Raw genomic sequence first — 21,947 nt, 5'->3', positions numbered from 1 at the left:
CACAGTGCCTCTCACCAGCCGCTCAGACCTCGAGGACCTGGCGCTTGTTGTAGGTGCCGCACGACGGGCACGCGATGTGCTGCAGCTTGGGCTCGTGGCAGCGCTCGCACGCAACCAGGGTGGGGACCGCAGCCTTCCACTGCGACCGGCGGTGGCGCGTGTTGCTGCGCGACATCTTCCGCTTCGGAACAGCCACGGCTACTTCTCCTGCTTCTCGTCGACGCCCGCTTCGGCGCCGCTGATCTCGTCCTTATCGCCCGGCTCGAGTGAACCGGCGAGTCCCTGCAGTGCCGCCCAACGGATGTCGACGGCGTCATGGTGGTGGTCCGGGTCGTCCGCCAGCCGTGCGCCGCACTCGGCGCACAGACCAGGGCAGTCTTCCTGGCACACCGGCTGCATCGGCAGTGCGAGCACCACCGCGTCACGCAGCACGGGCTCGAGGTCGAACAGGCCGTCCTCGAGGAAGAGCCTGTCCTCGTCGTCCTCGGCGTCGTCGCCCGGTTCCGCGATCACGCGGCCCCGGTCGTCGGCGTCAGGGTACGAGAACATCTCCTGGAAGTCCGCTTCGAGCTCCAGCTCCAGCGGCTCCAGACACCTTACGCACTCCCCCTCGGCCTCGGCACGGGCGGTGCCTGTGACGAGCACCCCTTCCATGACCGACTCCAGACGGAGTTCGAGCTCCACCGGGGCGCCTTCCGGCACTCCGATGACCCCCTTGATACCGAGGTCCTTGGGAGCGTCGACCGTGCGGGTCAGGCGCTGCAGCGCACCAGGCCGCCGACCCAGCTCGTGCGTGTCGAACACAAGCGGGTTGCGGTGGTCGAGGCGGGCGTTCAGGGCCATTCCTGCTTTCGATCTGCTGAGCTCGGGGGGACGCCGCCCTTCGGTGTTCCCGGGCAGCGTTGATCGCGGACGTACGCGCGACCGAAGAGCCAGGATACTGGACCTTTCGCCGTCGGCCCAATCCGGTGCTCAGCCCTGGCCGCGGCCCTGCTCGTAGGCCCGCAACTGCTCGGCACTGATCATGCTGGTGTCGAAGAGGCTGGTCTCGTCGAGGGCGTACCCCTGGTGGGCCTGAGGGTTCTGGTGCCCCTGCTGCGGCTGCTGCGCCTGCTGCGGGACCTGGTTCGGGTCGTACGCGGCCTGCTGGGGGTCGTAGCCCTGGTAGGCGTAGGGGTCTGCCTGCTGGTAGCCGTACGGGTCCTGCTGGGCGGCGTAGGCGGGCTGCTGGTAGCCGCCGTAGGGGTCGGGCTGCTGCTGGTAGCCGTAGGCCGGCTGCGGCTGTCCGTAGTCCTGCTGCTGGGCGGGCTGCTCGGCCGGGGGCTTCTCCTCCGCGAGGGCGGCCAGGCCGGCGAGGTAGTCGGCGTCGCTGGAGTGCTGGACGGTGCTGGTGTCGTCGGCGAGGGCGCCGAGGTCGTCGGTGGCGATCCGGCCGTGCAGCTTCTGCCGGCCGCGGCCGACGGCCTCCAGGGTCTTGGCGAGGACCGCCTCGAAGGCGCCGAGCTTGGCGTCGACGTACTCGTCGGCGGTGCGGCGCTGGGTCTCCGGGTCGTGGCTGCGCTCGGGGGCGTCCTCGTCCTCGTAGCCCTGCTCGTCGGTGCCGGGGCCGGTGCCGAGGAGCTTCTCGCGGCCGCGGCCGACGGAGCCGAGGGTCTTGGTGAGGACGACCTCGAAGTTGGCGAGCTTGGAGTCGACGTAGTCGTCGGCCTCGGCGCGGATCTCCTCGGCCTCCTGGCGGGCCTCGGCGAGGATCCGGTCGGCCTCGGCCTGGGAGCGGCGGGCGACCTCGGTGTCGGAGATCAGCGAGCCGCGCTCGGCGTGCGCGCTCTCGATGATCCGCTGGGCCTCCTGGCGGGCCTGCTCGACCATCTGCTCCCGGCCGCCGATCAGCTCCTGGGCCTGGGCGAGGGAGTCGGGCAGCGCCGCGCGGACCTCCTCCAGCATGGAGAGCAGTTCGGCGCGGTTGACCACGCACGAGGCCGACATGGGCATGGACCGGGCGCCGGAGATCGCGGCGACGATCTCGTCGAGCTTCTTCTGCACGTCCACCGTGTGCTCGCCACTCTCTACAGATGCGTTGGAGACGGACGGGACGACTGTACGGCCACGGGGTCACCGGGGGACACCGGGTGACGGCCTGTCAGGCTCCCGGGGGGCGCCCGGGGCGCGTTCAGTCCTTCCGCAGGCGCTCGGTGAGGGCCTGGAGGACCTCGGCGGGCACCAGGTGGGAGACGTCGCCGCCCCAGGTCGCGACCTCCTTGACCAGGGAGGACGACAGGAAGCTGTAAGTGGGGTTGGTGGGGATGAAGAGGGTCTCGACGCCCGAGAGGCCGTTGTTCATCTGGGCCATCTGCAGCTCGTAGTCGAAGTCGCTGACCGCGCGCAGGCCCTTCACGATGGCGGGGATGTCGCGCTGCTTGCAGAAGTCGACGAGCAGGCCGTGGAAGGCCTCGACGCGGACGTTGCCGTACTCGGCGGTGACCCGGCGGATCAGGTCGATCCGCTCGTCGATCTCGAACAGGCCCTTCTTCGACTGGTTGATCATCACCGCGACGTAGACCTCGTCGTACAGCCTGGAGGCGCGGGAGATGATGTCGAGATGTCCGTTGGTGATCGGGTCGAACGACCCGGGACAGACGGCGCGGCGCACTTGTGATCCCTCGCTCTCCGGTCCGGTCATCGTGCGTCTTCGCACGTAGAGGCGGCGCGACCGTACCAAAACGTTCCCTCGCCGTAGCGACGGGCCCGGAGGGGTTCGAAACCCTCGGGCCATCGGAATTCGCCGCCTCTGGTGCTGCGCTCCACGGTGACGAGGGCTTCTTCGGCGAGCCAGCGTTCCGAGCGGAGTGTGAGGAGGATCTCCCGAAGATCGTCGTCCGTGACGGCGTACGGGGGGTCGAGGAAAACCAGGTCGTAGGGGGCGCCGGGGGGTGGGGTGCGGATGATCTGTTCCGCTTTGCCAGCTCTGACCTCGGCGCCGGGGAGTCCGAGGTTCTTCACGTTCTCGCGGACCGCGCGGACGGCTTTGGCGTCGGCCTCCACGAGGAGGGCGTGGCCGGCGCCGCGGGAGAGGGCCTCCAGGCCTACGGCTCCTGATCCGGCGTAGAGGTCCAGGACGCGTTCGCCTTCGAGGGGGCCGCCGAGGAGGGATTGCCAGGTGGAGAAGAGGCCTTCGCGTGCGCGGTCGGAGGTGGGGCGGGTGCCGGTGCCGGGGGGTACGGCGAGTCGACGTCCGCCGGCTGTGCCGGCGATCACGCGGGTCATCTGTGGTCCTTGGTTGTGGGCGGCTTCAGGTATCAGTGTGGCTGGTCGCGCCCGCGCGGCGGTAGCGGCACAGGGAGTACAGCCCCGCGCCCCTGGGGGCGGCAACCGTCACCCCTTTTCCAGGTACTGCTCCCTCTCCTCGTCCAGCAGGGCGTCCAAAGCCGTCCGAAGTGCAGGGAGGTCGGCCAGCTCCGGGTCGGCGGCCACTACCGCCGTCGCCTCCTCTCTGGCCTCCGCGATGATCTCCTCGTCCTCGATGACCGCGAGGACCTTCAGGGAGGTCCGGGCGCCCGACTGGGCCTGGCCGAGGACGTCGCCCTCGCGGCGCTGTTCCAGGTCGATGCGGGAGAGTTCGAAGCCGTCGAGGGTGGAGGCGACGGCGTTGAGGCGCTGGCGGGCGGCGCTCGCCTCGGGCATCTCGGTGACCAGGAGGCAGAGGCCGGGAGCCGAGCCTCGGCCGACGCGGCCGCGCAGCTGGTGGAGCTGGGAGACGCCGAAGCGGTCGGCATCCATGATCACCATGGCGGTGGCGTTCGGGACGTTGACGCCGACCTCGATGACCGTCGTGGCGACCAGGACGTCCACGTCGCCGGCGGCGAAGCGGCGCATGACCGCGTCCTTGTCGTCCGGGTGCATCCGGCCGTGCAGGACCTCGACGCGCAGGCCCTGCAGGGGGCCCTTGGCCAGGTGGTCGGCCACGTCGAGGACGGCGAGGGGCGGGCGCTTCTCGGCGGCGTCCTCGGGGGACCCGGGGACTTCCGAGGACTTCTTCTTGCCGGCCTTCTTCGGGTCGTCCTCCTCGTCGCCGATGCGGGGGCAGACGACGTACGCCTGGTGGCCGTTCTCCACCTCCTCGCGGACCCGTTCCCACGCGCGGGCCAGGAAGTGGGGCTTGTCGGCGGCCGGGACGACATGGCTGGCGATCGGCGAGCGGCCGGCCGGGAGCTGGTCGAGGACGGAGGTCTCCAGGTCGCCGAAGACCGTCATGGCGACCGTGCGCGGAATGGGCGTGGCCGTCATGACCAGCAGGTGCGGGGGCTGCTTGCCCTTGCCGCGCAGGGCGTCGCGCTGCTCGACGCCGAAGCGGTGCTGTTCGTCGACAACGACCAGGCCCAGGTCGTGGAACTGCACCTTGTCCTCGATCAGCGCGTGCGTGCCGATGACGATGCCGGCCTCGCCGGTGGTGAGGTCGAGCAGGGCCTGGCGGCGGGCGGCCGTGCCCATGGAGCCGGTGAGCAGCACCACCTTGGTGGCCTGCTCGGCCCCGCCCAGCATGCCGCTCTCGGCCAGCTCGCCCATCATCTCGACGATGGACCGGTGGTGCTGCTGGGCGAGCACTTCGGTGGGGGCGAGCATGGCGGCCTGCCCGCCGGCGTCGACCACGGCGAGCATGGCGCGCAGGGCGACCATGGTCTTCCCGGAACCCACCTCCCCCTGGAGCAGCCGGTGCATCGGGTGTTCCGTCGCCAGGTCGGCGAAGATCTCGCGGGAGACCCGCTGCTGGCCCTCGGTGAGGGTGAACGGGAGGCGGGCGTCGAAGGCCGTGAGGAGGCCGTCCGGGGACGGCTCTCGGGCGACCGCCGGGAGTTGGGCGTCCGCGTGGCGGCGGCGGGCCAGGGCGACCTGGAGGACGAAGGCCTCGTCCCACTTGAGGCGGGCGCGGGCGTCCTCGATGTCGGCCTTGGTGTGCGGGCGGTGGATCTTGAGGAGGGCTTCGGGGAGCGGGACCAGGCCACGGCCCTCACGCAGGCCGTCCGGGAGCGGGTCGACGGCCTCCTGGGCCGTGGGCAGGACCGTCTGGATCGCCTTGCCGATCTTCCAGGACTCCAGCTTGGCGGTGGCGGGGTAGATCGGGATCAGCGCCCCCGCCCAGGTCTCCACGGACTCCTCCGGGTCGCCGCGCAGCAACTCGTAGGCCGGATGTGCGAGTTGGAGGCGGCGGTTGAAGACGGAGACCTTGCCCGCGAACATCGCGCGGGTGCCCGGCAGGAGCTCCTTGTGGGGCTTGTGAACGCCGTTGCCGAAGAAGACCAGTTGGAGCCGGCCGCTGCCGTCCGTGATGGTGACCTCCAGGCGCTGGCCCTTGCCGCGCGGGGCCTTGGCGGAGGCGAAGGTGTGCAGGCGGGCGTCGGCGACCTGGGCGACCACCGTGACGTGCTCGTCCATGGGGAGGTCGGCGAGGTGGGTGAGCTGGCCGCGCTCCTCGTATCTGCGCGGGTAGTGGTGGAGGAGGTCGCCGACGGTGAGCAGGCCGAGGTGCTCGGCCATCACCTTCGCGGTGGCGGGGCCGAGCACCGACTTCAGCGGTTGGCGCAGGGGTTCTTCCAGTGCGGGCACGAGATCCATTGCACACCACGCCACTGACATCGGCGCCCAGGCCGTGGCGGAGGTCGCCGTACACGTCCCGGAAATCCCTGGTCAGGCGGCCGGTTCCGGCCTTAGGATGACGCGCCCCGGCCTTTCTCGCGGTCACCGCCTCACCGGGACCGCCCGACCCCGCGCCGTCGCGAGTCCCCCACCGGCGCCGTGATGATGGACTCCCAGACCTCACAGGCATCCCAGGCACCCCTTTCCCCCCGATCACCTCATACGTTCCAGGTCGACCTGCGTGGTCTGGTGGACCTGCTCTCCCACCACCTCTACTCCAGTCCCAAGGTGTACCTGCGCGAGCTGCTGCAGAACGCCGTGGACGCCATCACGGCCAGACGCGCGGAGGAGCCCGGCGCCCCGGCCCGGGTACGGCTGCGCGCGGAGGGCGGGGCCCTGCGGGTCGAGGACACCGGCGTCGGGCTCACCGAGGCGGACGTGCACAGCCTGCTGGCCACGATCGGGCGCAGTTCCAAGCGCGCCGAGGGCCTTCAGGAGGCCAGGTCCGACTTCCTCGGGCAGTTCGGCATCGGCCTGCTGGCCTGCTTCGTCGTCGCCGAGCGCATCCGGGTCGTCAGCCGCAGTGCCCGTACGCCCGGGGCGCCGCCCGTGGAGTGGACGGCGTCCGACGACGGTTCGTACACCGTGCGGACCCTGCCGGACGCCGAGCGGCCCGAACCGGGCACCACCGTGCACCTGGTGGCCCGGGCCGGGGCCGCGGAGTGGCTCACGCCCGAGCGGGTCGAGGCGCTGGCCCGGGATTTCGGGTCGCTGCTGCCGTACGACGTCCGGGTGGGCGACGAGGCGGTCACCGACCTGCCCGCGCCCTGGGACCGGCCGTATCCGGGCCCGGCGGCCCGCCGCGTCGCCCTCGCCCGGCACTGCCAGGACCTGTTCGGCTTCACGCCGCTGGACACGATCGACCTGTCCGTGCCGCTGGCGGGCGTGCGCGGGATCGCGTACGTGCTGCCGTCGGCGGTCAGCCCGGCCCAGCGCGCCGGTCACCGCGTGCACCTGAAGGGCATGCTGCTGACCGAGCGGGCCGAACAGCTGCTGCCCGACTGGGCGTTCTTCGTGCGCTGCGTGCTCGACACGGACAGCCTGCGGCCCACGGCCTCGCGCGAGGCGCTGTACGAGGACGAGACGCTGGCGGCCGTACGGGAGGCGCTGGGCGAGCGGATCCGCGCCTGGCTGAGCGGCCTCGCGGCCGGTGATCCGGAGCGGCTGGCCGCGTTCCTGTCGGTGCACCACCTGGGCGTGAAGTCGCTGGCCCGGCACGACCGGGAGATGCTGCGCACGATGCTGCCGTGGCTGCCCTTCGAGACGACCGACGGGCGGCTGTCCCTGGAGGAGTTCGCGCAGCGGCACCCGGTGGTGCACTTCACGCGGACGGTGGAGGAGTACCGGCAGGTCGCGCCGATCGCGTCCGCGCAGGGCATCGGCGTGATCAACGGCGGTTACACGTACGACAGCGAGCTGGTTCAGGCGCTGCCGTCGGTGCGGCCGGGGACGGTGGTCGCCGAGCTGGACGCCGAGACGGTGACCGCGCACCTGGACGCGGTCGATCCGGCCGAGGAGCTGGCCCTGTCCGGCTTCCTGGCCGCCGCGCGGGCCCGGCTCGACCCGCTGGGCTGCGACGTCGTCCTGCGGGCGTTCCACCCGCTGTCCGTGCCCGCGCTGCACCTCGACGACCGGGACGCCCGGCACGAACAGGCCCGGGCGGACGCCGAGGCGCGGGCCGACGACCTGTGGGCGGGCATCCTCGGCTCCCTGCGCGGCAGCGCCCCCCGCGCGCGTCTGGTGCTCAACCACCTCAACCCGCTCGTGCGGCGGATCGGCGCGCTGCCCGACCCGGAGCTGATCGGCACGGCCACGGAGTCGCTGTACGGGCAGGCGCTGCTGATGGCGCAGCGGCCGCTGCGGCCCGCCGACTCGGCGCTGCTCAACCGGGCGTTCATCGGCCTCCTGGAGTGGGCCACGCACAGCGAGGACGGCCGGGCATGAGCGAGATCACGGACTTCGACGCCCTGCGCCGGGCGATGGCGGAGAACGCCGAGCAGCCGGAGGGGCCGGCCCGCAACGCGCGCGCGGAGGAGCTGCTGACGGCGGCCGAGAAGCTGAACATCCCGCTCGCCGTGATCGAGGCGCTCGGGCACCAGCTGAAGGTCTACAACTACAGCTCCGAGAAGGGGAAGATGTTCGTCCCCTTCGCGCGGCTGCTGCGCATGTGGGACGAACGGCCCGAGGACTTCGACGCGTACGAGACCCACTCGCTGCACTGGGTCTTCAAGTGGGTGTCGTCCGGCATGCTCGACCAGCCGCACATCCCGCTCGCCTCGATCGAGAAGTGGCTCGGCGAGATGGAGCGCCGCTACCGGCTCGCCGGGCACTCCGAGCGGGCCGTGCGCAGCGCCGAGCACTGTGTGGCCGCGCATGTCGGGGACGTGGCGCGGGCCGAGCGGGCGTACGCCGCGTGGCTGGCGGCCGACCGCGACAGCATGGCCGACTGCCACGCCTGCGAGCTGCACGGACAGGGCTGGTGGCAGGCGGAGCTGGGCCGGGACGCGCAGGCGCTTCAGTTGTGGCGGCCGGTGCTGGACGGCGAGTACGCCTGCGCCCACGAGCCGCACACGGCCCTGGCGTCCTCCCTCGTGCCGCTGCTGCGGCTGGGCCGCACGGACGAGGCCAGGGCCAACCATCTGCGGGGCTTCCGGCTGGTCCGGGCCATGGAGAGCATGCGCGGCGCGTACGCGGAGCACGTGGAGTTCTGCGCGCTGACCGGCAACGAGGCGCGGGGACTGGAGCTGCTCGCCGAGCGGCCGGCGTACTTCACGGACGACGGGCATCCGCAGAGCAAGCTGGAGTTCATGAGCGTGGTGGCCCTGCTCATGGACCGGCTGACCGGGCTCGGCCTGGGCGACCGGCAGGTGCCCGGTCCGGCCGGCCGGGAGTGGACCGCCCGCGAACTGGCCGCACACGCGCGTGCGGGCGCCCTGGCGCTGGCGGCGCGGTTCGACGAGCGCAACGGCACGACGTACGTCAGCGAGCGGGCACGCGCGCGTATGGCGCGGAAGCCGCTGGTGGAGCGGCTGCCGCTGGGGGTGCGGTTGTCGCCGGGGGTGCGGCCGGTCCCGGCGCCCGCTCCCCCGGTGGACGCGGCTCCCGTCGCCGGCCGGCCGGATCTGCCCGCGCTGCTGGCCGAGGCGCGGCGGCTGTCGGACACCTTGCGGCCGGGCGCCGTGGAGGCGTGGGCGGCGGTCGCCGCCGCCGCGGAGGGCGTCGAGCTGGACCCGCGTGACCGGGCCGAGATGGCCGACCACGAGGCGATGTCCCTCGGCCCGGAGGGGGTCGCGCTCTTCGAGCGGGCCGCCGGGCTCTACGCGGAGGCGGGCGATCCGGGCGAGGCCCTGGCGGCACGCGCGCGTGGCGCGTACGTACGCGCGCTGGCCGGTGACGTGGCCGGGGCGGTCGCGGCCGTGGCCGGCCCGTACGAGGAGGTCCTCGCGCTGTACGCGGCCGGCGGCACGGGACTGCGGCAGACGGCGTCGGTCCTGATGGGACGGGCCCGGACCCTGCTGCGCCGGGCGCACGAGGAGCCCGGCCCGGACGCGGTGCGCGCCGCGGCCGAAGCCGCCGTGCGGGAGGTCCTGGCGCTCGTCGACGGGCGGACCGGGGAGGACGTACGGCTGGCCGCGCGGGCCGCCGAGGCCCGGGCGATGCTCGGCGAGCTGGCGGGGCTGGCCGGGGACCTGGAGGCGGCGGCGGAGCTGTTCGCGCGGGGCGCTGCGGCGTTCGTCGCGGCGGGGCTGCCCTGGTTCGCGGTGGAGTACGAGGCCCGGCTGGCCTCGCTGGCCCACCACCTCGGCGACATGGCCGAGGCGGAACGGGCGCTGCGGGCGGCCCTGGAGCACGGCGGCGCCCAGTTGGAGGCGCCCGGGCGGGCCCAGCTGCACCTCCAGCTCGCGGAGCTGGTCGGCGACCGGGGCGATGCCGTGGAGGCAGCCGGGCACGCCCTGGAGGCCGCGCACTGGGCCGACGAGGCGGGCGAGAGCGCGACGCTGGGCGCCTGGGCCCGGCAGCAGCTCGGCGGGTTCCTGCTGCGGCAGGGGCGGTGGGCCGAGGCCGCGGAGGTGCTGGAGTCGGCGCTGCCCGAGCTGACCGCCGAGACGCACGGCGACGGGGCGGTCGTGCAGACGCTGTGGTGGCTCGGTGACTGCCTGAGCGAACTCGGCGAGCACCGCGCCGCCGCCGAACGGCGCCTGCAGGCGGCCGAGATCGCCCGGCAGTGGCCCGAGCAGCAGGACCACGCGACCCTCGCCCACCTGGCCGGGGAGTCCCTCGCGGAGGCCGGGCTGTCCGCCGAGGCGGACCGGGCCTACGCCCGCGCGGGCTCCCTGTGGCGCGAACTCGGCAACGTCCCGGGGCTGGTCCGCTCGCTGCGCGCCCGCGCCTGGCTGGCGCTGGACGGGCGCGACGGGCGGGACGGGCAGGACAGGCCGGGTGGGCCGGACGGGCGGGACGGGCAGGACAGGCCGGGTGGGCCGGACGGGCGGGACGGGCTGGAGGACGCACGCGGCCTGATGGCGGACGCGGTCCGGGCGTGCGAGGCGGCGCTGGACACGGCGGCGGACGAGGAGTCGCGGCAGCAGCTCGTGGCCGAACTCGGGCATACGCACCGGCAGTTCGGCGACCTGCTGGTCCGTTCCGTCACCGAGGACGCCGACGAGGCCTCGGCCCGGGCCGTGTTCGAGGAGGCGCTGGCCCGAGTGCTGGTGTCGGCCGAGGTGTTCGCCTCCCTCGGGGACGGTGCGCTGCACAGCCGTACCGGCTCGGAACTCGCCGCGGGCCGGCTGGAGGCCGACCTGGGCAGGCCGGTCGACGCGGCGGCACGCGCGCGTGCGGTGCTGGCGGCGTACGGGGGGCAGGGCGACGAGGGGGCCGCGAGCAGCGAGGCGGCACGGGCCCGCCGGGCGGAGGCCGAGCAACTGCTCCGGCTCCTGGCGGACCAGCCGGATGCGGGCACAGGTCCTACTCCACGCCGATGAGCAGCAGGGAGCCCTGCCGTCCGCCCCGGTACACGACGGTGTCGACGGCGAGGTACCCCTCGCGGACCCGGCCCTCCAAATGCTCGGCGATGGAGTCGGGGGCCTCGTCGCCGAGGACCAGGGTGACCATCTCTCCCCCGGCCGCGAGCATGCGGTCCAGGACCGTCTCGGCGATGGCCGTGACGTCCGAGCCGATCACGGCCACGTCGCCGTCGATCAGGCCGAGCACGTCGCCGGCCTGGCAGATGCCGGCCATCGTCCACGACTGGCGTTCGGCGACGGTGACCTCGGCGTAGCGGGTGGCGCCGGCGGCCGAGGTCATCGACACGACGTCCTCGTCGAAGCGGCGCTCCGGCTCGTGCACGGCCAGGGCCGCGATGCCCTGGACCGCCGAGCGGGTCGGGATGAGGGCGACGCGGACGCCCTCCGTGCGGACCTGCTCGGCCGCAGCAGCGGCGGTGTGGCGCAGGTCGGCGTCGTTGGGCAGCAGGACGACCTCGTGCGCGTGGGCCCGCCGTACGGCCTGCACGAGCTCGCCGCTCGCGGGCGGCTCCCCGGGGCGCGCGAGCACGGTGGTGGCGCCGGCCTCGGTGTAGAGCCCGGCCAGGCCCTCCCCGGGCACGACCGCCACGACGGCCCGCTGGGCACGCTCCCGGGGCGGCCGCTCGGCGCCGGTGGTGTGCACGTCACCGGCCCCGAAGTGCGTGATACGGATCCGGTACGGCCGCCCGGCCTCGATGCCGGCCTCCACGGCGGCGCCCGCGTCGTCGACATGGACGTGGACGTTCCACAGCCCGTCGCCGCCGACCACGACGAGGGAGTCCCCGAGCCCGTCGAGCCGCTCCCGCAACCGCGCCACGGTGTCGTCCTCGGCCTCCAGGAGATAGATCACCTCGAAGGCGGGCCCGTCCCGACCGGGCGCGGTGACGCTGTCGACGCCGTCACCGGGGTCGGCGCAAGCCGGAAGGGACTCAGCGCCGCCTTGGCCGGGCGCGGCGGCGCTGCCGGCCCCGTCACCGGGATCGACGCAGGCCGGGACGGGCCCTGCGCCGCCCCGACCGGGCCCGGCAGCGCTGTCCGCGCCGGTGCAAGCCGGGACGGGCTCCGCGAGGGACTCCGCCGGCTCCACGCGCGCGTGCGCCCCCGCCGGCTCCCCGGCCCCGGCCCCCGGCCCGGCTCCCGGCCCGGAACCCCGGGCCCCCGGCACCCGCCCCGCGCTCGTCACCGGCCCGCGCGGCCTCTCCCCCGTGAACGTCTCCACCAGCGCCCCGAGCACGGCCACCAGCCCCCGCCCGCCGGCATCGACCACCCCGGCGCGTTCCAGCACGGGCAGCTGGTCCGGGGTGGCGGCCAGGGCCTCGCGCGCTCCCTCGTAGGCGGCCCGTGCGACGTTCCCGCAGTCGCTCTCGGCACCGCCGGCGGCGTCGGCGGCGTCGGCCGCGGCCGAGGCGACCGTGAGGACCGTGCCCTCCACGGGGTGGGCCACGGCCTGGCGGGCGGAGTCGGCCGCGTGCCGCAGGGCGAGCCGCAGACCCTGGCCGTCCGCGTGCACGCTCGCGCCGTCCGCCTGCACACTCGCGCCGTCGGCCAGCACCTGGGCCATGCCGCGCAGCAGCTGCGCGAGGATGGTCCCGGAGTTCCCCCGGGCACCGATCAGCGCCCCGTGCGCCATCGCCCGGGCCGCGTCGGCCAGGGTCGGCTCCTTCGGACCGGGGCCTTCGGCCCCCGGCGAGCCCGCCGCGTGCCCCACGAACACCGCCTCGACCGCCGCGACCGCCGACTCCAGGGTCAGGTACAGGTTCGTGCCGGTGTCGCCGTCCGCCACGGGATAGACGTTGATCGCGTCGATCTCCTCACGCGCCCGCCCCAGCGTCTCGAGCGCGAGACCGCACCAGGTGCGCACCGCGAGAGCATCGAAGAATGTCTGCGGCACCTGCGCCACTGCGCCTCCCTGAGCTGCTGGACGTGGCAGGCAGCGTAGACCCCGGGACGGTGGCCACCGGAAGAGGGCCGGGGCGGGGCCCTGAGCTGCCATGGTAGTTTCGCTCTACGGGTGCAGCCGTTGTATGCTGCTCCGGTTGCCCGATCCTGATCGGGCCTTCCCCCTGGCAGCGCCACTCAGATCTCGACCGGCTCCTGGAGCCACAAGATCTCGATCCCGGCATGCCGGGATTAACCGTAAGTGCATCTGAAGTCTTTGGAGTGACCCGTGGCTGCCAACTGCGACGTCTGCGGCAAGGGGCCGGGCTTCGGCAACAACATCTCGCACTCGCACCGCCGTACGTCCCGTCGCTGGAACCCGAACATCCAGCGTGTGCGTACCGTGGTGGGCGGGACGCCGAAGCGCGTGAACGCTTGCACCTCGTGCATCAAGGCCGGCAAGGTCTCGCGCTGACGCTCAGCTAGCGCGCGGCCACTGCTGGTTCGCTGTAGAGAGCCGGTCCACCCCTGGTGGACCGGCTTTTTGCCGTGCCCGGATGCACAGGCACCGGCCCTGAACGCCCGCCCCGACGCTCAGGACCCGGCCCGGAACCGCCACCCATGATCCACCGGCCCGATGCCCCCGCCGAGCGCGAACCCGGCCGCGACGGCCCCGGTGACGTACTCCTTGGCCGCCGCCACCGCCTCCGGCACGGAGTCGCCCTTCGCGAGCTGCGCGGCGATCGCCGACGCGAGGGTGCAGCCGGTGCCGTGGGTGTGGCGGTTGTCATGCCTCGGCGCCCGCAGCCAGTGCTCCTCTGAACCGTCCGTGAGCAGGTCCACGGCGTCCCCGGACAGGTGGCCGCCCTTGATCAGCGCCCAGCGCGGCCCGTACGCCAGCACGGCCGCCGCGGCCCGCCGCATCTCCCCCTCCGACTCGACGCGCACGCCCGTCAGCTGGGCCACCTCGTCGAGGTTGGGCGTGGCGACCGTCGCCGCCGGCAGCAGCCTCGTACGGACGGAGTCCAGCGCGGAGGCGGCCAGCAGCGAGTCGCCGTGCTTGGAGACGCCGACCGGGTCGACGACCGCCGGGGCGTCCGTCCCCGCGATCAACGCGGCGACCGCCTCGACGAGTTCGGCGGAGGCGAGCATGCCGGTCTTGACCGCCTGGACGCCGATGTCGTCGACGACACTGCGGTACTGGGCGCGCACTGCCTCCACGGGCAGCTCCCAAGCCCCCTGCACGCCCAGGGAGTTCTGCGCGGTCACCGCCGTGACGACGCTCATGCCGTGCACGCCGAGCGCGAGCATCGTCTTCAGGTCGGCCTGGATGCCCGCGCCTCCGCCCGAGTCGGAGCCCGCCACCGTGAGGACGTTGGGGATCATGAGTCCATGTCCCCGAAGTGGTCCCAGCCGCCCTTGCTGGTCCACGGCGCCCCGTCGACGGTCACCTGGGGCAGCGCCGAGGGGTTGAGGACCTCGCCGATGACCTTCCAGCGGGCGGGCAGCTTCACGTCCGGCGGGAACGTCGCCACGATCGCGTGGTCCTCTCCCCCGGTCAGCACCCACTGCATCGGGTCGACGCCGACGGCCTGCCCGATGTCGTTCATCTGGGACGGGATGTCGATCGCCTGGGAGCGGATGTCGATGCGCACCTTGCTGGCCTCGGCGATGTGCCCCAGGTCGGCGATCAGCCCGTCGCTCACGTCGCACATCGCGGTCGCCCCGAGCCCGGCGGCGGCCGGCCCCGCGTGGTACGGCGGCTCGGGGCGCCGGTGGGCCTCCACGAACGCCCGCGGCGAGCGGAACCCCCGGGACAGCACCGCGAACCCGGCCGCGGACCAGCCCAGCCACCCCGTCACCGCGACGAGGTCCCCGGGCTGCGCGCCCGCCCGCGTCACGGGCTCCTGGTTGCGCAGATCGCCGAGCGCGGTGATCGACACCATGATCGAATCGCCGCGCACGACGTCACCGCCGACCACGGCGGCGCCCGCCACCTGGCACTCGTCCCGCAGGCCGTCCATCAGCTCGCTCGGCCACGTCACCGGCAGCTCGGCCGGGACGACCAGGCCGAGCAGCAGCGCGGTCGGCACGGCGCCCATGGCGGCGATGTCGGCGAGGTTCTGCGCGGCGGCCTTGCGGCCCACGTCGTAGGCCGTCGACCAGTCGCGGCGGAAGTGCCGGCCCTCCACCAGGATGTCCGTACTGGCCACGACCCTGCGGTCGGGCGCGGCCACCACGGCGGCGTCGTCGCCGGGGCCGACCCGGACCGCCGGGGTGGTGGTCAGACGGGAGGTGAGCTCCCTGATGAGCCCGAACTCACCGAGCTCACCAACAGTGCCCTTCATTGCCCTTTCTCCCCTTCTGTCCCTGTCCGTGCCCGGTCGCGAGGCATCTCGGTCCTCGCTACGGTCGAAGTGACCGTCACGTTCTGCCGGACCCGCGACCCGGCGCGCAAGACCCGGTGCCCGCGGGTCTCCCCGCGGCGAGCGGCGACGCGATACCGTGGCGTTCCTTTTCCCCACATGATCCTCGTGGCCGCCCTGGAGGTTCCGTGGTACAGGCGTACATCCTGATCCAGACGGAGGTCGGCAAGGCGTCGACCGTCGCCGAGACGATCAGCAAGATCCCTGGGGTCATCCAGGCCGAGGACGTGACAGGACCCTACGACGTCATCGTGCGGGCCCAGGCGGACACCGTCGACGACCTCGGCCGCATGGTGGTCGCCAAGGTCCAGCAGGTGGACGGCATCACCCGCACCCTGACCTGCCCGGTCGTGCATCTGTAGCCCCCGTCTACCCTGTGCCGGTGAACCTTTTCCGTCACCGGCACCGCCGTGTCTTCCGCGTTGTCCTCCGCCTGCCCGCTCTCGCGCTGTTGATCACTGCCGCGGGCTGCTCCTCAGCAGACGACAGCGCGTCGGCGGCGGTTCCCGGTCCGGACGCGAAGGCCACGGAACTGTGCCGGAACCTGGACAAGGTACTGCCCGCGAAGGTGGACGGTGAGCGTCGCCAGGATCCCGAGCCCGCGTCGGCGCTGACGGCGGCCTGGGGCAGCCCGGCGATCATACTGCGCTGCGGTGTGCCGCAGCCGCCCAAGATGGTCGACCCGAAGGTGGCCGAGGGGCGGGACGCGGACGCCGTCGCCGGGGGTGTGAACGGGGTGGACTGGCTGATGGAGAAGCAGGGGGACGGGGGGTACCGGTTCACCACGGCGAACCGTGAGGCCTATGTGGAGGTCCAGGTGCCGGAGGGTGTGGACAGCTCCGGTGTCCTGATCGATCTGGCCTCGGCTGTGAAAAAGGCGATCCCCGAGGGGATCGCCTCTTAGCGCCGCACGTCTGAATCTGCGGGCCCTATGTGGTTGCTATCAACGCAGTCCTGTCGGCCTGCGAAGTGCCGCCTGCACCAAGCGGTCGATCAGCTCCGGGTAGCTCACCCCGCTCGCCTCCCACATCTGCGGATACATCGAGATGGGCGTGAAGCCGGGCATCGTGTTGATCTCGTTGATCACGAACTCGCCGTCCTCGGTGAGGAAGAAGTCCGCGCGGACCAGGCCCTCGCAGGACGCCGCCTCGAAGGCGTCGACCGCCAGGCGCTGCACCTCGGCCGTCTCCTCGGGCGTGAGGGGCGCCGGCACGATCCCCGGCGTCGAGTCGATGTACTTGGCCTCGAAGTCGTAGTAGGCGTGCGCCTCGGGTGAGGGGATCTCCGCGGGAACGGAGGCCCGGGGGCCGTCCTCGAACTCCAGGACGCCGCACTCGATCTCACGGCCGCGCAGGGCCGCCTCGACGAGGATCTTGGGGTCGTGGCGCTGCGCCTCGGCGATCGCCTCGTCCAGGCCGGAGAGGTCGTCGACCTTGGTGATGCCGATCGACGAACCGGCGCGGGAGGGCTTCACGAACAGCGGCCAGCCGTGCTCGCCGGCGAGGTCGACGATCTTCTTGCGGGCGGCCGCCTCGTCCTGCTGCCACTCGCGCGGCCGGATCACCACGTAGGGGCCCACCTTGAGCCCGAAGGAGGTGAAGACCCGCTTCATGTACTCCTTGTCCTGGCCGACGGCCGAGGCGAGCACGCCCGAACCCACGTACGGGACGCCAGAGAGCTCCAGGAGGCCCTGGAGGGTGCCGTCCTCGCCGTACGGGCCGTGCAGCACCGGGAAGACCACGTCGACCTCGCCGAGCGCCTTGGGCACCGATCCCGGCTCGCTGTAGACGACTTCGCGGTTGGCGGGGTCGACCGGGAGGATCACCCCGCCCTCGGCCGACTCGGCGAGCGCGTCGACGCTCGGCGGGCGCCGGTCGACGATCGCCATCCGCTCCGGTTCGTCCGCCGTGAGCGCCCAACGCCCGTCCTGCGTGATGCCGATCGGCAGGACGTCGTACTTCGTCCGGTCGATGGCCTTGAGGACGGCGCCGGCCGTGACCACGGAGATCCCGTGTTCGGAGCTGCGCCCGCCGAACACGACGGCCACACGCGGCTTGCGAGGCGGCTGCTCGGGGCTCTGGGGGAGGTTCTCGGTGCTCATATCGCGTTGAGAGTACCCGTAGGTAGTGCCCGGAGACAGCGCCCCCGGCCTCGCGTCGCTCAGCGTCGTTCCGGCTTCGCGCTGCGCGACATCAGCTCCTTGAGGGCGACCACCGGAGGCTTGCCCTCGTGCACGATGCCGACGACCGTCTCCGTGATCGGCATGTCGACGCCGTGCCGGCGGGCCAGATCCAGCACCGACTCGCAGGACTTGACGCCCTCGGCGGTCTGCTTGGTGACCGCGATGGTCTCCTGGAGGGTCATGCCCTTGCCCAGGTTGGTGCCGAAGGTGTGGTTGCGGGACAACGGCGAGGAACAGGTCGCCACCAGGTCACCCAGGCCCGCGAGTCCGGAGAAGGTCAGCGGGTCGGCGCCGAGCGCCATGCCGAGCCGGGTGGTCTCGGCGAGGCCGCGGGTGATCAGGGAGCCCTTGGCGTTGTCGCCGAGGCCCATGCCGTCCGCGATGCCGACGGCGAGGCCGATGACGTTCTTCACGGCTCCGCCGAGTTCGCAACCCACCACGTCCGTATTGGTGTACGGGCGGAAGTAGGGCGTGTGGCAGGCGGCCTGGAGCCGCTGGGCGACGGCCTCGTCGGTGCAGGCGACCACGGCCGCGGCCGGCATCCGCGCGGCGATCTCCCGCGCCAGGTTGGGCCCGGTGACCACGGCGATCCGGTCCGGGCCGACCTTGGCGACGTCGTCGATGACCTCGCTCATCCGCATCGCGGAGCCGAGTTCGACGCCCTTCATCAGCGACACGAGGACCGTGTCCGGGGCGAGCAGCGGGGTCCACTCGGCGAGGTTGCCGCGCAGGGTCTGCGAGGGGACCGACAGGACCGTGAAGTCGGCGTCCGCCGCGGCTTCGGCGGGGTCCGTGGTGGCCCGCACGTTCTCCGGGAGCTCGACGCCCGGGAAGTAGTCGGGATTGGTCCGCGTGGAGTTGATGGCCTCCACGACCTCCGGGCGGCGCCCCCACAGGGTGACCTCGCACCCCGCGTCCGCGAGCACCATGCCGAAGGCCGTGCCCCACGAACCGGCGCTCAGGACCGCCGCCTTGACCGGTGTGCTCACTTGCCCAGCCCCTCTTCCTGCACGGTCTGCCCGGACTTCTGGTGCGTCTGCGTCTGCGCCTGGGTGCGGCGCCGCTGCTCGATCCGCTCCCGGCGCGGGTCGTAGGGCGTCGCGGGCGCCTTCTCGCCGCGGATCTCCTCCAGCTGGGCGGTGATGGCTGCCATGATGACCTCCGTGGCCTCCTTCAGCAGGTCCGCGGTCATCTCCCGGTCGTAGAACCGGGTGAGGTCGACCGGCGGCCCGGCGAGCACGTGGTGCGTCTTGCGCGGCAGCAGGTGCGGCTTCTTCGCGTACGGCGGCAGCAGCTCGTTGCAGCCCCACTGGGCGACGGGGATCACCGGGCACTTCGTCTGCAGGGCGACGCGGGCCGCCCCGGTCTTGCCGGTCATGGGCCAGCCGTCCGGGTCGCGGGTGAGGGTCCCCTCGGGGTAGAAGGCGACGCATTCCCCGCGGTCCACGGCGTCGATCGCGGCCCGGAAGGCGCTCAGCGCGTCCGTGCTCTCGCGGTAGACGGGGATCTGGCCGGTGCCCCGCATGGCGGCCCCGACGAATCCCTTCTTGAAAAGCCCGCTCTTCGCGAGGAATCGCGGGACGCGCCCGGTGTTGTACTGAAAGTGCGCGTAAGCGAAGGGGTCGATGTGCGAATTGTGGTTCACCGCGGTGATAAATCCACCCTCGGCCGGAATGTGCTCCATTCCGCGCCAGTCCCGCCTGAGCAGAACCACCAGCGGCGGTTTGCAGATCACCGCGGCGAAGCGGTACCAGAAGCCGATCCTGCGGCGGGGCACGCGGACACCTTCCTCTAGGGCCTGAAGCGGGGGCCACGGGGGGCCGCACAAGTGTCGCCCCAGGCCGCCGGTCTGTCGAGAACACCGTACGCCCCGACACGCCGCCCGCCCGATGCCCCGGGTGACAATGACCGCGACAAGAGGAGGACGGAACACCCGTGCAGTGGACCCTGGTCGTACCCCTGAAGCCCCTGGCCCAGGCCAAGAGCAGGCTTGCGGACACCGCGGACGACGGGCTGCGGCCGGACCTGGCCCTGGCCTTCGCCCAGGACACGGTGGCGGCGGCGCTGGCCTGCCCGGAGGTGCGGGATGTGGCAGTCGTCACGGACGACGCCCGAGCGGGCCGCGAGCTGGCCGCTCTGGGCGCGGCGATCGTCCCCGACGAGCCGGGCAGCGGCCTCAACGCCGCCCTCGCGCACGGGGCGCGGGCCGTACGGTCCACACGTCCGCGAAGCCCGGTGGCCGCGCTGAACGCCGATCTTCCGGCACTGCGCCCGCAGGAATTGTCCCGGGTGCTGGATTCCGCCGCTGAATTCCCGCGCGCATTTCTCCCGGACGCGGCCGGCATCGGCACGACCCTGCTGGCGGCCGCCCCGGGCCTGGAATTGCGTCCGGCCTTCGGCACCGATTCCCGGGCCCGGCACCGCACGTCCGGCGCGGTGGAACTGCGCCTCGCCGCCGTGGATTCCGTACGCCAGGACGTGGACACCGGCGACGACCTGCGCAGCGCGCTGGCCCTGGGGGTCGGCCCTCATACGGCCGCGGCCGCCGCGCGGTTGCTGACACCCGGGCAGTAGGCTGCGGCCATGCAGGCGACCGCGTACACGTACGACCCCGAAAGCCGCAGCGGGCAGGTGCTCCTGGACGACGGCACCCCGGTGCCCTTCGACGCGGCGGCGTTCGACGCGGGGGGCCTGAGACTGCTGCGTCCCGGGCAGCGGGTCCGTATCGAGGTGGAGGGCCCCGAGGAGAGCCCGCGGATCACTCTCGTGACACTCCAGACCCTCTGACCACTGGCTGAACACACCGCGGGCCGGACTCCGTGCGGAGTCCGGCCCGGCGCGTGAGTACCCCGGTGCCCTTACTTCTTGCGGGCGGTGGTCTTCTTGGCGGTGGTCTTGCGCGCCGTCGACTTCTTGGCGGGCGCCTTCTTGGCCGTCGCCTTCTTCGCCGGGGCCTTCTTGGCGGTGGTCTTCTTCGCGGCGGTGGTCTTGGACGCCGTCGTGGTCTTCTTGGCGGGCGCCTTCTTGGCCGTCGTCTTCTTCGCGGCCGCCGTCTTGGTGGTGGCCTTCTTCGCCGTGGTCTTCTTGGCGGTGGTCTTCTTCGCGGCGGCCGTCTTCGTGGTCGCCTTCTTCGCGGCGGCCTTCTTGACCGTCGCGCCGGCACCGCCGGACAGGCTGCCCTTGGGCGCCTTCTTGACGGACACCTCACCACCGCGCGGGAGCTTCTTCGAGCCGCTGACCAGGTCCTTGAAGCCCTGGCCCGCGCGGAAACGCGGAACGGAGGTCTTCTTGACCCGAACCCGCTCGCCCGTCTGGGGGTTCCGGGCGTAGCGGGCCGGACGGTCGACCTTCTCGAAGGAACCGAAGCCGGTGACGGAGACCCTCTCACCTGCGACGACCGCGCGGACGATGGCGTCCAGTACATGGTCGACAGCGTCGGCGGCCTGCTGGCGGCCGCCCATCTTGTCGGCAATCGCTTCTACGAGCTGCGCCTTGTTCACGTCTTCCCCTTCGGAGACATCGCCAGAACGAAAGTGTTCAAGCTTTTTCGCACGTTAGGCAGATATATACCGCAAATCAAACACGAAACGGGCTTATCACCCTTGTGCCGCAACGAACTCGACGGTGTCGAGGGGTTCAGCGTTCCTCGTCGGGGAGACGTCCCTCGTCGAGGTCCGCGGTGAACCGCTCCAGTCGCCTTGCCGCGTCGGCGAGATCGTGCTTGGCCGCGGCCGTAATGACCAGCAGCTTCCGGGTCAGCGCCATCCGTACGCCCTCCGGGACTTGCAGTGCGCGCACCCTTGCGTGCGCTTCCTTGAGTTGGCCCGCGACTGCCGTATAGAGCTCGAGTTGGCCGTCGTGTTCCATGCACAGATTGTGCCATCTGGGGCGAGTTGTCGCCTGCGCAGGGGACAACTGCCGCCTCAAACGGCCTTCCGGGCACTCACGGAAGTCACGGCTGTACCACTCGCGTACCCCAACAACCACCGGCATAACGTGGGAAGTTGACAGCGCCGCTCAGGGCGCGCAGGGCCGTTCGGGTGCAGACACAGCTGTACCCCCGATCGGGCTGATCGGGGGTACAGAGGGGGTGTTGCGGTGGCCGAAAGTCGCCTTGTTCAGGGGCGGCGGATCGTGCTCCGGATCAGACCGGGAGCGTCCGCGGCTTGAACGACGGGCGCTTCGCCTCGTACGCGGCGATGTCCGCCTCGTTCTGCAGGGTGATCGAGATGTCGTCGAGGCCGTTCAGCAGCCGCCAGCGGGAGTTCTCGTCCAGCTCGAAGGAGGCGGTGATGCCCTCGGCGCGCACCTCGCGGCGCTCCAGGTCGACGGTGATCTCGGCCTGCGGGTCCTTCTCGGTGAGCTCCCACAGCGCGTCCACGATCTTCTGCTCCAGCACGACCGTGAGCAGGCCGTTCTTGAGCGAGTTGCCGCGGAAGATGTCCGCGAAGCGGGAGGAGATCACGGCCTTGAAGCCGTAGTTCTGCAGCGCCCAGACGGCGTGCTCGCGGGAGGAGCCGGTGCCGAAGTCGGGGCCCGCGACCAGCACGGTCGCGCCCTGGCGCTCGGGCTGGTTGAGGACGAACGTCTCGTCCTTGCGCCAGGCCTCGAACAGCCCGTCCTCGAACCCGTCCCGGGTCACCTTCTTGAGCCAGTGGGCGGGGATGATCTGGTCGGTGTCGACGTTGCTGCGGCGCAGCGGGACGGCCCGGCCGGTGTGGGTGGTGAATGCTTCCATGACTG

At 72.4% G+C, this 21,947-nt stretch carries 22 protein-coding genes; 7 read left to right on the top strand and 15 right to left on the bottom strand.

What is annotated here, in order from left to right; all coding sequences use genetic code 11:
• Positions 1–22: 22 nt before the first annotated feature.
• The 6 genes from rpmF to recG form a co-directional block, all read right to left on the bottom strand.
• A complete protein-coding gene (gene rpmF, locus C1703_RS28635) occupies positions 23–196 on the bottom strand; it encodes a 50S ribosomal protein L32 (protein WP_007493396.1) in 174 nt (57 codons plus the stop codon).
• Between the two features lie 2 nt (positions 197–198).
• A complete protein-coding gene (locus C1703_RS28630; RefSeq protein ID WP_114255533.1) occupies positions 199–843 on the bottom strand; it encodes a YceD family protein in 645 nt (214 codons plus the stop codon).
• Positions 844–972: 129 nt separating this feature from the next.
• Positions 973–2,049 carry a cell division initiation protein gene (locus C1703_RS28625; RefSeq protein WP_114255532.1) on the bottom strand — a complete coding sequence of 359 codons (1,077 nt, stop codon included), beginning with the start codon at positions 2,047–2,049 and terminating at the stop codon, positions 973–975.
• A 121-nt stretch (positions 2,050–2,170) separates the two neighbouring features.
• A complete protein-coding gene (gene coaD / locus C1703_RS28620; RefSeq protein ID WP_010044544.1) occupies positions 2,171–2,650 on the bottom strand; it encodes a pantetheine-phosphate adenylyltransferase in 480 nt (159 codons plus the stop codon).
• A 26-nt stretch (positions 2,651–2,676) separates the two neighbouring features.
• On the bottom strand, positions 2,677–3,264 hold the full coding sequence (rsmD, locus tag C1703_RS28615) for a 16S rRNA (guanine(966)-N(2))-methyltransferase RsmD (RefSeq protein ID WP_114255531.1): 588 nt from the start codon (positions 3,262–3,264) through the stop codon (positions 2,677–2,679).
• A 108-nt stretch (positions 3,265–3,372) separates the two neighbouring features.
• Positions 3,373–5,610: an ATP-dependent DNA helicase RecG gene (recG, locus tag C1703_RS28610; RefSeq protein ID WP_114255530.1), complete on the bottom strand. Its 2,238-nt coding sequence runs from the start codon at positions 5,608–5,610 to the stop codon at positions 3,373–3,375.
• Between the two features lie 186 nt (positions 5,611–5,796).
• On the opposite strand from recG, the gene C1703_RS28605 reads away from it, so the two are divergent.
• Both C1703_RS28605 and C1703_RS28600 read left to right on the top strand, forming a co-directional pair.
• Positions 5,797–7,635: an HSP90 family protein gene (locus C1703_RS28605; RefSeq protein WP_114257638.1), complete on the top strand. Its 1,839-nt coding sequence runs from the start codon at positions 5,797–5,799 to the stop codon at positions 7,633–7,635.
• A complete protein-coding gene (locus tag C1703_RS28600) occupies positions 7,632–10,676 on the top strand; it encodes a tetratricopeptide repeat protein (RefSeq protein WP_114255529.1) in 3,045 nt (1,014 codons plus the stop codon). Before C1703_RS28605 ends, C1703_RS28600 begins: the two co-directional genes overlap by 4 nt.
• Here the strand turns inward: C1703_RS28600 and C1703_RS28595 are convergent.
• Positions 10,660–12,618, bottom strand: a complete 1,959-nt coding sequence (locus C1703_RS28595) for a DAK2 domain-containing protein (protein ID WP_114255528.1) — start codon at positions 12,616–12,618, stop codon at positions 10,660–10,662. The genes C1703_RS28600 and C1703_RS28595 overlap by 17 nt on opposite strands.
• 267 nt (positions 12,619–12,885) lie before the next feature.
• Here C1703_RS28595 and rpmB point away from each other — a divergent pair, with 267 nt between their 5' ends.
• Positions 12,886–13,071: a 50S ribosomal protein L28 gene (gene rpmB / locus C1703_RS28590; RefSeq protein ID WP_003993230.1), complete on the top strand. Its 186-nt coding sequence runs from the start codon at positions 12,886–12,888 to the stop codon at positions 13,069–13,071.
• A gap of 119 nt (positions 13,072–13,190) precedes the next feature.
• Here rpmB and thiD read toward each other — a convergent pair whose 3' ends face one another.
• Both thiD and C1703_RS28580 read right to left on the bottom strand, forming a co-directional pair.
• Entirely contained in the window at positions 13,191–13,982 is a 792-nt protein-coding gene (gene thiD, locus C1703_RS28585; protein WP_114255527.1) for a bifunctional hydroxymethylpyrimidine kinase/phosphomethylpyrimidine kinase, read from the bottom strand.
• Positions 13,979–14,944 carry a thiamine-phosphate kinase gene (locus C1703_RS28580; protein WP_114255526.1) on the bottom strand — a complete coding sequence of 322 codons (966 nt, stop codon included), beginning with the start codon at positions 14,942–14,944 and terminating at the stop codon, positions 13,979–13,981. Before C1703_RS28580 ends, thiD begins: the two co-directional genes overlap by 4 nt.
• Before the next feature lie 206 nt (positions 14,945–15,150).
• Here C1703_RS28580 and C1703_RS28575 point away from each other — a divergent pair, with 206 nt between their 5' ends.
• Together C1703_RS28575 and C1703_RS28570 are read left to right on the top strand one after the other, a co-directional pair.
• Positions 15,151–15,384 carry an Lrp/AsnC ligand binding domain-containing protein gene (locus C1703_RS28575; RefSeq protein ID WP_003997603.1) on the top strand — a complete coding sequence of 78 codons (234 nt, stop codon included), beginning with the start codon at positions 15,151–15,153 and terminating at the stop codon, positions 15,382–15,384.
• Between the two features lie 20 nt (positions 15,385–15,404).
• The gene (locus C1703_RS28570; protein ID WP_232840620.1) at positions 15,405–15,926 is read left to right on the top strand and encodes a DUF3515 domain-containing protein; all 522 of its coding nucleotides are present in this window, start codon (positions 15,405–15,407) and stop codon (positions 15,924–15,926) included.
• Positions 15,927–15,965: 39 nt separating this feature from the next.
• Here the strand turns inward: C1703_RS28570 and C1703_RS28565 are convergent, their stop codons facing one another.
• The 3 genes from C1703_RS28565 to C1703_RS28555 are packed head-to-tail and all read right to left on the bottom strand — an operon-like array spanning position 15,966 to position 18,981.
• Positions 15,966–17,123, bottom strand: a complete 1,158-nt coding sequence (locus tag C1703_RS28565) for a D-alanine--D-alanine ligase family protein (protein ID WP_114255525.1) — start codon at positions 17,121–17,123, stop codon at positions 15,966–15,968.
• 59 nt (positions 17,124–17,182) lie between these two features.
• A complete protein-coding gene (locus C1703_RS28560; RefSeq protein ID WP_114255524.1) occupies positions 17,183–18,193 on the bottom strand; it encodes an NAD(P)H-dependent glycerol-3-phosphate dehydrogenase in 1,011 nt (336 codons plus the stop codon).
• The gene (locus C1703_RS28555; protein WP_114255523.1) at positions 18,190–18,981 is read right to left on the bottom strand and encodes a lysophospholipid acyltransferase family protein; all 792 of its coding nucleotides are present in this window, start codon (positions 18,979–18,981) and stop codon (positions 18,190–18,192) included. The genes C1703_RS28560 and C1703_RS28555 overlap by 4 nt, the downstream gene beginning before the upstream one ends.
• Positions 18,982–19,139: 158 nt before the next feature.
• Between C1703_RS28555 and cofC the strand changes: the two genes are divergently transcribed.
• Together cofC and C1703_RS28545 are read left to right on the top strand one after the other, a co-directional pair.
• The gene (cofC, locus tag C1703_RS28550; protein ID WP_114255522.1) at positions 19,140–19,778 is read left to right on the top strand and encodes a 2-phospho-L-lactate guanylyltransferase; all 639 of its coding nucleotides are present in this window, start codon (positions 19,140–19,142) and stop codon (positions 19,776–19,778) included.
• Between the two features lie 9 nt (positions 19,779–19,787).
• Complete coding sequence (locus C1703_RS28545) at positions 19,788–19,991, top strand: hypothetical protein (protein WP_114255521.1); 204 nt, start codon at positions 19,788–19,790, stop codon at positions 19,989–19,991.
• A 71-nt stretch (positions 19,992–20,062) separates the two neighbouring features.
• Here C1703_RS28545 and C1703_RS28540 read toward each other — a convergent pair whose 3' ends face one another.
• The 3 genes from C1703_RS28540 to leuD all read right to left on the bottom strand — a co-directional run bounded on the left by C1703_RS28540 (position 20,063) and on the right by leuD (position 21,942).
• Positions 20,063–20,704: an HU family DNA-binding protein gene (locus tag C1703_RS28540; protein ID WP_114255520.1), complete on the bottom strand. Its 642-nt coding sequence runs from the start codon at positions 20,702–20,704 to the stop codon at positions 20,063–20,065.
• Between the two features lie 136 nt (positions 20,705–20,840).
• On the bottom strand, positions 20,841–21,071 hold the full coding sequence (locus C1703_RS28535; RefSeq protein WP_114255519.1) for a hypothetical protein: 231 nt from the start codon (positions 21,069–21,071) through the stop codon (positions 20,841–20,843).
• 277 nt (positions 21,072–21,348) lie between these two features.
• Positions 21,349–21,942: a 3-isopropylmalate dehydratase small subunit gene (leuD, locus tag C1703_RS28530; protein ID WP_114255518.1), complete on the bottom strand. Its 594-nt coding sequence runs from the start codon at positions 21,940–21,942 to the stop codon at positions 21,349–21,351.
• Positions 21,943–21,947 lie beyond the last annotated feature (5 nt).

The organism is Streptomyces sp. Go-475 (genome assembly GCF_003330845.1).
Classification (GTDB): Bacteria; Actinomycetota; Actinomycetes; order Streptomycetales; family Streptomycetaceae; genus Streptomyces.
The sequence above is the reverse complement of the archived record's forward strand: the minus strand, read 5'-3'. Positions and strand labels throughout refer to the sequence as shown.